The sequence below is a fragment of the Patulibacter medicamentivorans genome (assembly GCF_000240225.1).
In the GTDB taxonomy this organism is placed as follows: domain Bacteria; phylum Actinomycetota; class Thermoleophilia; order Solirubrobacterales; family Solirubrobacteraceae; genus Patulibacter; species Patulibacter medicamentivorans.
In genome coordinates this window covers 22,223-34,780 of sequence record NZ_AGUD01000246.1, presented here as the reverse complement: position 1 = coordinate 34,780, position 12,558 = coordinate 22,223, and the positions used below count along the sequence as shown (strand labels likewise).

Sequence of the window (12,558 nt, the reverse complement as noted above, 5' to 3'; positions counted from 1 at the left end):
GTCGCGGACGATGCCGCCGCCGGCGAGGGCGCCGCCGTCGGTCGTCGCCGCGCGATCGCCGATCGGCGCGGCCGCCGCCTGGATGGCGGTCGTGTGGCGCGGGACCGGCGCGACGTCGGTCACGACGATCGCCCCGGTGCCGCTGGCGGCGACCAGGGCCGCCCCGACCAGCACCTTGCCGCCGAGCAGTCCGCCGGCCGCCTCGCCGGCCACGGCCGGCTCGCCCAGCGGCAGCCGCTTCAGCAGCGGCACCGGCAGCAGCAGGGCGACCTTCGCCAGCACGCCCTGGTCGAGCAGCCCGACGTCGACGCCGATGACCGCGGCGTGCCGGCGGCACGGGTCGCAGGTCCGCAGGTGCAGCGCCAGCCGCCGCCGCTCGCGAACGCCGACGGAGCGCTCGGCGGCCTCGTCGCAGAGCGCGCGGGCGCCGCGGCAGCGCTCCCCGCTCTGCAGCTCGCGGTAGGCGGTGGCCAGCGAGCGCCGGCCGCGGGCCAGCTGGCCCTCGACCACGCTGCGGCTGATCCCCAGCCGCTCCGCGATCTCGAGCGTCGAGCGGCCCTCCAGCTCGCGCTGGACCAGGACGTCGTGCTGCAGCGGCGAGAGCTCGCCGAAGGCGGTCCGGAGGAAGCCGATCGACTCGCGGTCGCCGGCCCCGCGGAGCGCGGTGTCGTCGCTGATCGCCAGCCGCCGGGCGTCGGCCGGGGCCAGGCGGTCTGGCTCGTCGAGGCTGACCTCGCCGCGGCGGGTCGTCCCCCGCCACTGGTCGATGCAGGCGCAGCGGGCGATCTCGTGCAGCCAGGCCCGCAGGTGCGTCGGCCGCTGACCGGCCTGCAGCGCGCGCATCGCGTTGAAGAAGACCTCCTGGACGACGTCCTCCGCCCGGGCGTGGTCGGTGAGCATCCGGTGCGCGTAGGCGTGGATGCCGTCGCGGTGGCGCCGGAAGAGCAGCTCGAACGCCCGCGGATCGCCGCGACCGGCCAGCTCCACGAGCGCGCCGTCGCCGTGATCGGGCCGCGCGGCGGCCGTCGACCGGACGCGACGGGGATCGGGCGGCGAGACCGGGACGGCCGAGCCGGGCGGGGCGGAGGCGTGCATCGTGGGGGAACGACGGCGGAGCGGCCGGACTGGGCCGTCCCGCGAGGCGGAAGGAACGCCGATCATAGACCGGGCAGGGCCCGCTGTCACGGAGCGGACGCCGCCCGCCGCCGCCCCCTCCTGACCGCCGCGGCGACGCTCTGGGAGGATCGGCCGATGGCCCGACTTCGCGAGCTGCTGGCCGACCTCGACGAGCTGCTCGAGCCCGAGCGCTACCGCGACCACTGCCCCAACGGCCTCCAGGTCCCCCACCCCGACGGCCTCGACGCCGAGATCGCGACCGTCGTGACCGCGGTCAGCGCCGACGCGGCGACCCTCGCGACCGCGGCCGAGCTGGGCGCCGGGCTGGTGCTCGTCCACCACGGCCTCTTCTGGGACGGCGATCCGCGGGCGCTCGACCCGGCGCTCGCGGGGCGCCTGCGGACGCTGCTCGGGAACGGGATCGCCCTCGCCGCCCACCACCTGCCGCTCGACGGCCACCCGCAGCTGGGCAACAACGCCCTGCTCGCCGACGCGCTCGGCGCCGACAGCGCGCCCTGGGCCGGCTCCGGGCGGCCGCCGATCGGGGTCGTCGCGACCTTCGCGGACCCGCTCCCGGTCGACGAGCTGCGCGCGCGGATCGGGGTCGCGACCGGCCGCGACCCGCTGAGCTTCGCCGGCGGCCCGGAGCGGATCGCGCGGCTGGCGATCGTCTCGGGCGCGGCGGCCGGGATGCTGCCGCGGGTGGCGGCCGACGGCCTCGACGGGCTGCTGACGGGCGAGCCGCGCGAGCCGACCCGGGCGCTCGCCGCCGAGCTCGGCGTGCACGCGTTCTGCGCCGGCCACCACGCGACCGAGACCCGCGGCGTCCAGGCGCTCGGCGCCCGGCTGGCCGAGCGCTTCGGCGTCGCCCACCGGTTCGTCGACAGCGCCAACCCGGTCTGACGCGGCGGCCGCGGGCACCTGGCGCGTAGGCGCTCGCGGCGGTTCGCGATCGATCCGCCCCGCGCGGGCGTTCCTCGGCATAGGATCGCCTGCACGGTGGCCGCTGGGATGACGGCCACGCCAGCACGACGAGGAGCACCGTCTCGATGACGACGACCATCGCGGGAACGACCATCGCCGACCTCGCCTTCCGCGCGGCGGAGGCGTACGGCGACCGCACGGCCGCCCGCTACCAGACGGCACCCGGCGAGTGGAGCGAGCTCTCCTACGCCGACCTCGCCGATGCGGCGACCGAGATCGGGCTTGGCCTGATCGACCTCGGGCTCGACCCCGGCGATCGCGTCGCGGTCCTCGGCAGCACCCGCCCGCTGTGGTCGATGGCGCACCTGGGGATCGTCGCGACCGGGGCGGTCCACGTCTCGGTCTACCCGACCAACGCCCCCGAGGAGTGCGCCTGGGTCGTCGGCAACTCGGAGTCGCGCGGGATCGTCTGCGAGGACGCGGCCCAGGTCGCCAAGATCCAGCAGGTCCGCGACCAGCTGCCGGCGCTGGAGTGGATCGTGGTCCTCGACGGCGAGGCCGACGGCGCGATCCCGCTGGCCGAGGTCCGTCGCCGCGGGAGCGAGCGCGAGCCGTCGGAGCTGCGCGAGCGGGCCGCCGCGGTGACCGCCGACGACCCCTACGTGTTCATGTACACGTCGGGCACCACCGGTCCTCCGAAGGGCTGCGTGCTGTCGCACGGCAACTACCGCTGGATCATGGGCGCCAGCGACGAGCTGGCCGGGATGGAGGACGACGGCGTCCTCTACCTGTTCCTGCCGCTCGCCCACGCGTTCGCGCTGCTCTTCCAGCTGCTCTGCTTCGACCACGGCGGCGTGATCGCCTACTGGGGCGGCGACCCGACCAAGATCGTCCCCGAGCTGATGACCGTCAAGCCGACGCACCTGCCGTCGGTGCCGCGGATCTTCGAGAAGATCTACACCCTCGCCGTCGGCTCGAAGCCGGCCGAGGAGCAGGCGCAGATCATCGCCGCGGCCCAGCTCGGCGTCCGCGTCCGCGACCTCCAGCAGCGGGGCGAGCCGGTGCCCGCCGAGCTGCAGGCGAAGTTCGACGAGGCCGACGCCGCGCTGTTCCAGAACGTCCGCGCCCTCTTCGGCGGCCAGCTCAGCCGGGCGATCACCGGCGCCGCGCCGATCGCCAAGGAGATCCTCGAGTTCTTCTACGGCTGCGGCGTTCCGGTGATGGAGGGCTACGGGATGACCGAGACCTCGACCGGCGCGACGATCAACACGCCCGAGCACCACCGCTTCGGCACGGTCGGCCGGCCGCTGCCGGGGCTCGAGGCGCGGATCGCCGAGGACGGCGAGCTGCTGCTGAAGGGCGGCAACATCTTCCAGGGCTACTACAAGATGGAGGACGCCTCGTTCGGGGCCATCACCGACGGTTGGCTGCACACCGGCGACCTCGGCGCGATCGACGAGGACGGCTACGTGTCGATCGTCGGCCGCAAGAAGGACATCATCATCACCGCCGGCGGCAAGAACCTGACGCCGGCGAACCTCGAGAACGACCTCAAGACCTCGCCCTGGATCAGCCAGGCGGTGATGCACGGCGACCGCCGGCCCTACCCGGTCGTGCTGATCACGCTCGACCCCGAGACGATCCTGCCGTGGGCCGAGCAGCAGGGGCTGCCGACGACGATCGCCGAGCTGGCGAAGCACCCGCGGGTCCACGCGCTGATCCAGGAGGCGGTCGACCACGCCAACGCCAAGCTGGCGCGGGTCGAGCAGGTCAAGAAGTTCGTGATCCCCGATCGCGACCTCTCGCAGGAGACCGGCGAGCTGACGCCGACGCTGAAGGTCAAGCGCAACGTGGTCAACGACCACTTCGCCGCCGACTTCGACGCCCTCTACGCCGCCGACTGAGCCGCGCCGAGCGCCCCGGCCCACCGTTCGCCACTGGCCGAACGGTGGGTCGCGCCGGGCCGCCGGGCATCGGACGTCGGTCCACTGGCCTGTGACGGCGGTCACCTTCGTTCCGACCACCGGTACGATCGTTGCGTGCGTACCGACCCGACCGAAAACGGCGGCCTCTTCCTCGGACGCCGCCCGGGTACGGCGCCGCTGCGCTACGCCGCCCTCCCCGACCCGGGATCCACCGCCCGCCGCCGGATCGACCGCCTGATCGCCGCCGCGATGCTGCTGGCGATGGTGCTGCTGACCGCGCTGGTCTGGGGGCCGCTGCCGATGGCGGCGATGTGGATCGCCTCGCAGCTGTCGTCCGAGAACGTCGGGCTCTGGATCCTGATCGCGTTCGTGCTCGTGCTCGCCTTCGTGTTCGGCGCGCTGATCCTGCTGCGGCGCGTCGACCAGGCGTGGATCCTGGTCCGGCGGGCGGGCGGCCACGACCAGCGCAACGGGGTCCTCAGCCGCGTGTTCGCGGCCACGACGTTCGTCGTCGTGCCCGGGTTCTCGATCTGGTTCCTGTTCCTCGGCGGCCTGCTGCCGACCGTCGGCGGCCTCTGAGCGCGTGGGCCTCTTCGGGCACTACAAGCAGTTCGAGGCCCTCAGCGAGGAGGAGGTCAACGCCGGCCTGCGCGAGGTCGCCCGCGAGCGCCGCTCGCAGGCGCTGGCCCGGATCGAGCCGCTCGACCTCAGCCGCACGACCTGGCCGGAGCTGCCGTCGCCGGAGATCGTCAGCGCGATCACGTTCGCCGCCCGCCGCGGGCTGCACCGCTACGCCGAGGGCCGCGACAGCGACCTGCGCGAGGCGCTCGCCGCCCGCCACCAGCTGGCGCCCGATCGGATCGTGATCGGCGAGGGCGCCTCGGGGCTGCTGCAGCGCGCCACCCACGAGCTGCTCGACGCCGGCGACGAGGTCGTCCTGCCGTGGCCGTCGTACCCGCTCTACCCGCTGCTGGCGCGCGACGCCCAGGCGGTCCCGGTCCCCGTCCCCGGGCTCGACCCGGAGCAGCTGCTGGAGGCGGTCACGCCCCGCACGCGGATGCTGCTGCTGGGCGGGCCGAACGACCCGACCGGCGACCTGCTGCCGGCCGGCGCGCTCGGCGAGCTGCTGGAGCGGCTGCCCGAGCGGGTCGTCGTGATCGTCGACGAGGCGCTGCGCGAGTTCGTCGACGCCGAGCCGGTCGACGCCACCATCCGCCTGACCGACCGCTTCCCGCGGCTCGTCCTCGTCCGCTCGTTCAGCAAGGCGTGGGGCCTGGCCGGCCTGCGCTGCGGCTACGCGATCGGCGGACCGGCGGCCGCCCAGCCGGGCGGCGTCCTGCCGATGCTCGCCCCGCGGCTGGGGATCGGCGACCTCTCGCTGGCGGGAGCGCTGGCCGCGGTCCGCAGCGCCGGTCCGGCGATCGACGCGCGAGCCCGGCGGATCGTCCGCGAGCGGGCGGTGCTGGGCGGCCAGCTGCGGGCGCTCGGCGCGACCGTCCGCCCGTCGCAGAGCTGCACGCTGTGGGTCCGCGCCCCCGGGCTCGACGCCGGCGGCCTGCGCTCCCAGCTGGAGCGCGGCGGGGTGATCGTCCAGTCCGGCGACGCCGTCGGCGACGCCAGCCACGTCCGCATCACCGTCCAGGACGAGGCGGCCAGCGCCCGCCTGCTGCGCGCGTTCGAGGCCGTCGCGGGCCGCTGAGGCCGGATCCGTCGCGCCTCGCGCCTGTCGGCCCGCCATCATCCGCAGCGGCCGATGAGCGACAGCCACGACGACCCGATCCCCGCCGAGCTGCTCGACGACCTCGAGGGCCCGGCCCGCGAGGCCCGCGCCGCGCTGCTGCGCGAGCTGCTCGCCGACGGCGCCACCGCCGAGGAGCTGCGCGAGGCGCACGGACGCGGCCACCTGGTGCTGCTGCCGGTCGAGCGGACCCTGCGCGGGACGCCGACCCTGACGACCGCCGACCTGGTCCGGCGCAGCGGCGTCGATCCCGAGCTGTTCGAGCGGGTCCTGCAGGCGGCGTCGATCGCGATCCCCGCCGACGACGAGCCGGCCTGGGAGGAGCGCGACGCCGCGCTGCCGGAGCTGATCGCGCGCTTCGTCGACGCCGGGGTGGCGCCGGACGCGATCGTCGACCTGGGCCGCACCCTCGGCGAGTCCGGCGCCCGGATCGGCGCCGCCGCGATCGTCGGGCTCGGCGCCAGCCTGACCCGCGAGGGCGACGGCGAGGACCAGCTGGCGAGCCGGATCGCCCGCGCGACCGAACCCGCCCGCGAGCATCTCGCGGACGCGCTGGCGACCGTCGTCCGCGAGCACGCGCTCGACCAGCTGAGCCGGATCCAGCTGTCGCGGGACGAGATCGCCGAGGGACGGCTGGCCGGCGCGACGCAGATCTCGATCGGGTTCGCGGACGTCGTCGGCTTCACCCGGCTGGGCGAGGAGCTGGGCGCCGAGCGGCTGCAGGACGTCGCGGTCCGGCTGGCGGCGCTCGGGGCCGAGGTGGCGACCCCCGACGTGCGGGTCGTCAAGACGATCGGCGACGCGGTGATGCTGGCCGGCGCCCGCCCGGCCGAGGTCGTCGAGGTGCTGCTCGACCTGCTCGACCGCGTCGACGCCGACCCCGCGTTCCCCCGGATCCGCGCGGGCGTCGCGACCGGCGACGGCGTGCCGCGGGCCGGCGACTGGTTCGGGCCGGCGGTCAACCGCGCGTCGCGGGTCTGCTCGACCGCCCGCCCCTCGACCCTCCTGATCGACGACGCGACCCGCTCGCGGATCGACGACGCGGCGTTCGAGTGGCGCACGATCGGCCGGATGCACCTGAAGGGCGTCGGCCGGGTCCTGCTGCATCGCGTCCGGCGCGCTCCGCGCTAGCGTGCGCTGGCGATGTCCCGTCCCCTGCTCGCCGCCGCCGCGACGACCCTCCTCGCCCTGCCCCTCCTCGCCAGCGCCCCCGCGGCCGCCGCGATGCCCTCGACCAGCGGCCTCGGTTCGCGTGCCGGCGTGGTCGTCGTCGACCTGCGCAGCGGCCGGACGCTGCTGAGCCGCTCGGGCGGCACGCGCCGGATCCCGGCCTCGGTCACGAAGCTCTTCACGGTCGGGGCGGCGCTCGAGCGGCTCGGACCCGGATGGGCCCCGCGGACCCGCGTGCTGGCCACCGGCGGCCCGGCCGTCGCCGGCACCTGGAAGGGCGACCTCGTCCTCGTCGGCGGTGGCGATCCGACGCTCAGCCGCGCGGCGCTCGACGCGCTGGCGCGTCAGACGGTCGCGGCGCTCGGGGCGACCAGGCTCGACGGACGGGTGATCGCCGACGCCGGCGCGTTCGACGACTGGCAGGGCGGCGACCGGACGCGGCGCAGCTTCGACCCCGACATGGGCGGGCGACTCGGGGCGCTGGTGGTCGACCGCGGCTCCGGTCAGGACGACCCCGCGCAGCGGGCCGCGTCGCTCCTGCGGTCGGCGCTCGGTGCCGCCGGCCTGCGGGTGACGACGGCGCTGGCCAAGGGGGCCGCTCCGGCGGGCGCCCGCCAGGTCGCGGTCGTGACCGGTCCCGAGCTGGGGCAGCTGGCCGGGGCGACCCTCGGGCCGTCCGACAACTTCTACGCCGAGATGCTGCTGAAGGCCGCCGCCGCCCGCGACGGCGCCGAGGGCGCGTGCCGGCTGGCGGCCGGGCTCGCGCCCCTGCCCAGCGTCCCCCCGGGGCCCGCCGACGCCCCGTGCGCCCAGCAGGCCGCCGGCGTCGCGCCGGCCAGCACCGCCGCCGGGATCACGCTCGAGCGGCAGACGCTGCGACCGCTGCTGGGCTACAGCCCCCGGCTCCGCGACGGCTCCGGCCTGACGCGTCGCAACAGGGTCAGCCCGGCCGAGGTCGCGCGACTGCTGGTCAAGCTCAACGGCCGCACCGCCGTCGCCCCGGTGCTGCGGGCCGCGTTGCCGCAGGCCGGTCGGACCGGGACGCTGAAGCGGCGGATGCGCGGGACGGCCGCCGTCGGTCGCTGCCAGGCGAAGACCGGCACGCTCAACGGCGTCTCGGCGCTGGCCGGCTACTGCACGACCAGGCGCAAGCGCGACGTCGCGTTCGCGATCCTCCAGAACGGGCTCTCGATCCCCCGCGCCCACCAGTTCCAGGACCGCTTCGTCGCCCAGCTGGCCGCCCGCGGCTGAGCGACCACGGGGTCAACCGCCGCGCGGGCGCCCGACCCCGTACGAGAACGCGTGCTTGCGCACGCCCAGGTAGACGAAGCTCTCGGTGCCGACGACCCCGTCGATCGTGCGGACCTTGGCCGAGAGCACCTCGAGCAGGTGCGCCTGGTCCTCGCAGACCAGCTCCACGAGCAGGTCGAAGGATCCCGACGTCTCGACCACGTAGATCGCCTCGTCGAGGCCGGCGAGCGCCTCGGAGACCAGGCGCGGATCGCCGCTCGTGCGGACGCCGACCATCGCCATCATCCGCCCGCCCAGCTCGAGCGGCTCGGTGACGGCGACGACCTGCATCACGCCGCTCTCGCGCAGCCGCGCCACGCGCTGGCGAACGGCGGCCTCCGACAGCCCGACCTCCGGCCCCAGCCGGCTGAAGGGCATCCGGCCGTCGCGCTGAAGGGCCAGGACGATCGCCCGGTCGGTCTCGTCGAGGGCGGCGCGGCGGCTCACGCCAGCAGCTCCGAGACGGCCTCGTCGAACAGCTCGCTGTGGCGGTCGACGTCGGCGGCGGAGGTGCTCGGCGACATCAGCGCCATGTTGTGGAACGGCGTCAGCAGCAGCCCGCGGTTGAGCGCGTGGAGGTGCAGGTAGCGCTCCAGCTCGGGGTCGGCGGCGCCGTGCGCGTCGCTGCCGTTGCGGGCCGGGCGCGGCTCGAACCGGTACTCGGCGCGGGCGCCCAGCTGGGTCACGTTCCACGGCAGCGCGTACTTGGCGAACAGGTCGCGGAGCCCGTCGGCGAACCGCTCGGCGAGCGGGATCGTGTGGGCGAAGGCGGCGTCGGTCAGGACCTCGCCGAGCGTGGCCCGGATCGCCGCCAGCGAGAGCGCGTTGCCGGCCAGGGTGCCGCCGACCCCGCCGGTGTCCTCGTAGTCGGCGCCCTGCTGGTCGAACATCGCGGCGGTCACGTGGTCGGCCAGCCCGAGCGCGCCGGAGGGGATGCCGCCGCCGATCGCCTTGCCGATGCTGACGAGGTCCGGGTCGAGGTCCCAGGCCCCGGTGCAGCCGCCGGGCCCGGCGGAGAACGTGTGGGTCTCGTCGATCAGCAGCAGCGTGCCGTGCTCGCGGGTCAGCCGCCGGAGCGCGTCGTGGTAGCCCGCGTCGGGCAGGACGATCCCCATGTTGGTCATCGCCGGCTCGGCCATCACGCAGGCGATCTCGCCGGTGGCCAGCGCCGCCTCGAGCGCGGGCAGGTCGTTGAACTCGACCGCGACCGTGGTCTCGGCGACGTCGACGGCGGGGCCGACGTTGCCCTCGCGGGCGACGGTCGTCCCGTCGGGGCCGGCGACGGCGAACGCCTCGTCGACCGAGCCGTGGTAGCAGTAGCTGTAGACGAGGACCTTGCGACGGCCGGTGATCTGGCGGGCGATCCGCAGCGCCGCGCGGTTGGCGTCGGTGGCGGTGAGGGTGAACATCCAGCGCGGGACGCGGAAGCGGCGCGCCAGCTCCTCCCCCGCCCAGGCCGCGTCGTCGGTCGGCAGCATCGTCGTGATGCCGCGCTGCAGCTGCTCGACGACCGCGGCGACCAGCGGCGCCGGACCGTGCCCGGGCATCGCCCCGGTGTCGCCCAGGCAGAGGTCGACGTACTCGTGGCCGTCGACGTCGACGATCCGGTTGCCGCTGGCGCGCTCGGCGACGACCGGGAAGCCGCCGGCCCAGCGCATCATCCACGGCATCGGGACCCCGCCGACCAGCGACCGCCGCGCCCGCTCGTGGGCCTCGAGCGACCGCGGGTGGCGGGCCCGGAAGTCCTCCAGCTCACGCCCGAGCAGCGTCGCCAGCCGCTCGCGGTCGATGACCGCCGCGACACCGGAATCCATCGTCTGATCGCTCATGACGACGGAATCTAACTACCTGTCGCGCGACCGGCAACTGATTCCGCAGACATCACCGCCGCGGGTGGATGCGAGGTGCACGTGGACCAAGCAGGTCGCCGCCGGGAAGCACAACGGGCGGGTCGCCTGAGCGACCCGCCCGTTCACGCCGGACAAGCACCACCGTTCATTACTAACGTCCCAGGACCTCGTGTCGAGCCTGGGCAGGCGGACACTCCCGACCCCCGAGGCGGTCCACCGCCCGAAGGCGGTGCGGTACCCGGGTGGACGCGCGTAGCGCCCCAGTCGAGTGGGCGGTGTGCCGGTCCACCGACCGTAGCAGCCGCCGCCGGTTCGCGGACCGGCCGGCGGATCTCACCCCTCTTCCGGGGCGTCCTCGTCGCCGTCCTCCGGGGGCTGCTCGTCCGGCACCAGCACCGCGGGCCCGTCGGCGAGCAGCCGCTCCAGGCCCGGCTCGTCGAGCACCGGCACGCCCAGGCGCTCGGCCTTCTCCAGCTTGCTGCCGGCGGACTCGCCGGCGACGACCGCCGAGGTCTTCTTCGAGACCGACGAGGTCACGCGGGCGCCGGCCGCGGTCAGCCGCTCGGTCGCCTGCTCGCGGGTCAGGGTCGGCAGGGTCCCGGTCAGGACCACCGTCAGGCCGTCGAGCAGGCCCTCGCCGGGCGGCGCGCCCTCCTGCTCCATCTGGACGCCGGCCGCGCGCAGGCGGTCGACCAGCTCGACGACCGGCGGGTCGGCCAGCCGCCCGGCGATGATCTCGGCCATCTTCTCGCCGACGCCCGGGGTCGCGGCCAGCTCCTCCGGGGTGGCGGCCCGCAGCGCGTCGATCGTCCGGAAGCGGGCCGCGAGGTTGCGGCCGGTGACCTGGCCGACCTCCTCCAGCCCGATCGCGAACAGGACCCGTCCGAACGGCTGCTGCTTGGACGCCGCGATCGCGTCGACGACGCGGCTGGCGGAGATCTCGGCGTAGCCCTCGAGCTCGACCAGCTGCTCGACGGCCAGGTCGTAGAGGTCGGCGGCGTTGCGGACCAGGCCCTTCTCCAGCAGCTGGTGGACCTGCTTCTCGCCGAGGCCGTCGATGTCCATCGCGCCGCGGCTGACGTAGTGCTTGAGCAGCTGGTACTGCTGGCCGGGGCAGCCGCCGCGGTTGGGGCAGCGGGTGAAGACGGAGTCCTCGGGCTTCTCGGTCGGGGTGCCGCAGGCGGGGCAGGTGGCCGGCGGCCGCGGCGGCGCGGCGCGGTCGTCGCGCTCGGCCTCGTGCGGGGCCGGGGAGATCACCTGCGGGATCACGTCGCCGGCCCGCAGCACGATCACGCGGTCGCCGGGACGGACGTCCTTGCGCTCCAGGTCCTCCTCGTTGTGGAGCGTCGCCTGGCTGACCGTGACGCCGGAGACGATCACCGGCTCGAGCACCGCGTAGGGGTGGAGGTCGCCGAACTTGCCGACGCTCCAGACCACGTCCCTGAGCGTGGTGACCGCGGTCCTGGGCGGGAACTTCCAGGCGATCGCCCACCGCGGGTCGCGGCCGACGCTGCCCAGGCGCCGCTGCAGCTCGTAGTCGTCGACCTTGATCACGACGCCGTCGATCTCGAAGCTCAGGCGGTCGCGCCGCTGCTCCCACTCGCCGCAGCGGGCGACGACCGCCTCGATGTCGTCGAGCACCCGCACGTCCTCGTTGACCGGGAAGCCGCGCTCCCGCAGCCATCCGAGCGTCGCGTGGTGCCCGTCGACGCCGAGGGCGTGGGCGACGCCGATCGAGGTCCCGCGGGATGCGTCCGCCCCCGCCCCCGCCGCGGCAGCCTCCTCCGCCGGGGCGTCGGCGACGACCCCGACGCCGTAGGCCCAGAACGACAGCGGCCGGGTCTTGGCCAGCTTCGGATCGAGCTGGCGGATCGTGCCGGCCGCCGAGTTGCGGGGGTTCATGAACGTCGACAGGCCGGCCTGCGCGCGCCGCTCGTTGAGCCGCTCGAAGTCGTGCAGCGCCATGTAGATCTCGCCCCGGACCTCGAGCACCGCCGGCGCGCCGTCGACCGCCAGCGGGACGCTCGGGATCGTGCGGACGTTGTGGGTCACGTCCTCGCCGACCTCGCCGTCGCCGCGGGTGGCGGCGCGGACCAGCAAGCCGTCCTCGTAGCGCAGGCTCATCGCCAGCCCGTCGACCTTGGGCTCGGTCACGAAGCGGAAGGCCGGGTCCTCGATCCCCTCGCGCGCCAGGTGGCTGCGCATCCGGTCGACCCACGCCTGCATCTCGTCCGGCTGGTGGGCGTTGGCCAGCGACAGCATCGGCTGCTCGTGCCGGACCTTGACCAGCTTGTCGAGCGTCGCCCCGCCGACCCGCTTCGTCGGCGAGTCGGGCAGGTCCAGCTCCGGGTGCTCGGCCTCCAGCCGCTCCAGCTCCTGGAAGAGCGCGTCGTACTGCTCGTCCCCGATCTCGGGGTCGTCCTGCTCGTAGTAGCGGCGCCGGTGATGCTCGACGACGATCCGCAGCCACGCGGCGCGCTGCGCTGGATCGTCGCCCTTCGGGGGTGCGGGGAGCGCGGTCTCGGCGGATCGGTCGGCCATCACC

At 75.2% G+C, this 12,558-nt stretch carries 10 protein-coding genes; 6 read left to right on the top strand and 4 right to left on the bottom strand.

Features of this window, described 5'->3' with window-relative positions:
* On the bottom strand, positions 1–1,095 hold a 1,095-nt coding region (locus PAI11_RS17205), incomplete at its 3' end, for an RNA polymerase sigma factor (RefSeq protein WP_040600757.1).
* A 156-nt stretch (positions 1,096–1,251) separates the two neighbouring features.
* Between PAI11_RS17205 and PAI11_RS17200 the strand changes: the two genes are divergently transcribed.
* From PAI11_RS17200 to PAI11_RS17175, 6 genes are all read left to right on the top strand, one after another.
* On the top strand, positions 1,252–2,019 hold the full coding sequence (locus PAI11_RS17200; RefSeq protein ID WP_007577123.1) for a Nif3-like dinuclear metal center hexameric protein: 768 nt from the start codon (positions 1,252–1,254) through the stop codon (positions 2,017–2,019).
* Between the two features lie 146 nt (positions 2,020–2,165).
* The gene (locus tag PAI11_RS17195) at positions 2,166–3,944 is read left to right on the top strand and encodes an AMP-dependent synthetase/ligase (RefSeq protein ID WP_007577120.1); all 1,779 of its coding nucleotides are present in this window, start codon (positions 2,166–2,168) and stop codon (positions 3,942–3,944) included.
* A 135-nt stretch (positions 3,945–4,079) separates the two neighbouring features.
* Positions 4,080–4,544: a hypothetical protein gene (locus tag PAI11_RS17190; RefSeq protein WP_007577118.1), complete on the top strand. Its 465-nt coding sequence runs from the start codon at positions 4,080–4,082 to the stop codon at positions 4,542–4,544.
* 4 nt (positions 4,545–4,548) lie between these two features.
* The gene (locus tag PAI11_RS17185) at positions 4,549–5,664 is read left to right on the top strand and encodes a pyridoxal phosphate-dependent aminotransferase (protein WP_007577116.1); all 1,116 of its coding nucleotides are present in this window, start codon (positions 4,549–4,551) and stop codon (positions 5,662–5,664) included.
* A 54-nt stretch (positions 5,665–5,718) separates the two neighbouring features.
* A complete protein-coding gene (locus PAI11_RS17180) occupies positions 5,719–6,834 on the top strand; it encodes an adenylate/guanylate cyclase domain-containing protein (RefSeq protein WP_007577114.1) in 1,116 nt (371 codons plus the stop codon).
* A 12-nt stretch (positions 6,835–6,846) separates the two neighbouring features.
* Positions 6,847–8,124 (top strand): D-alanyl-D-alanine carboxypeptidase/D-alanyl-D-alanine-endopeptidase, encoded by a 1,278-nt coding sequence (locus PAI11_RS17175; protein ID WP_007577112.1) that lies wholly within the window; start codon positions 6,847–6,849, stop codon positions 8,122–8,124.
* 12 nt (positions 8,125–8,136) lie between these two features.
* Here the strand turns inward: PAI11_RS17175 and PAI11_RS17170 are convergent, their stop codons facing one another.
* The 3 genes from PAI11_RS17170 to ligA all read right to left on the bottom strand — a co-directional run bounded on the left by PAI11_RS17170 (position 8,137) and on the right by ligA (position 12,554).
* A complete protein-coding gene (locus tag PAI11_RS17170; RefSeq protein WP_007577110.1) occupies positions 8,137–8,610 on the bottom strand; it encodes an Lrp/AsnC family transcriptional regulator in 474 nt (157 codons plus the stop codon).
* Positions 8,607–9,992 (bottom strand): aspartate aminotransferase family protein, encoded by a 1,386-nt coding sequence (locus PAI11_RS17165; RefSeq protein ID WP_007577108.1) that lies wholly within the window; start codon positions 9,990–9,992, stop codon positions 8,607–8,609. The genes PAI11_RS17170 and PAI11_RS17165 overlap by 4 nt, the downstream gene beginning before the upstream one ends.
* Before the next feature lie 354 nt (positions 9,993–10,346).
* The gene (gene ligA, locus PAI11_RS17160; RefSeq protein ID WP_007577104.1) at positions 10,347–12,554 is read right to left on the bottom strand and encodes an NAD-dependent DNA ligase LigA; all 2,208 of its coding nucleotides are present in this window, start codon (positions 12,552–12,554) and stop codon (positions 10,347–10,349) included.
* Between the last annotated feature and the right edge of the window lie 4 nt (positions 12,555–12,558).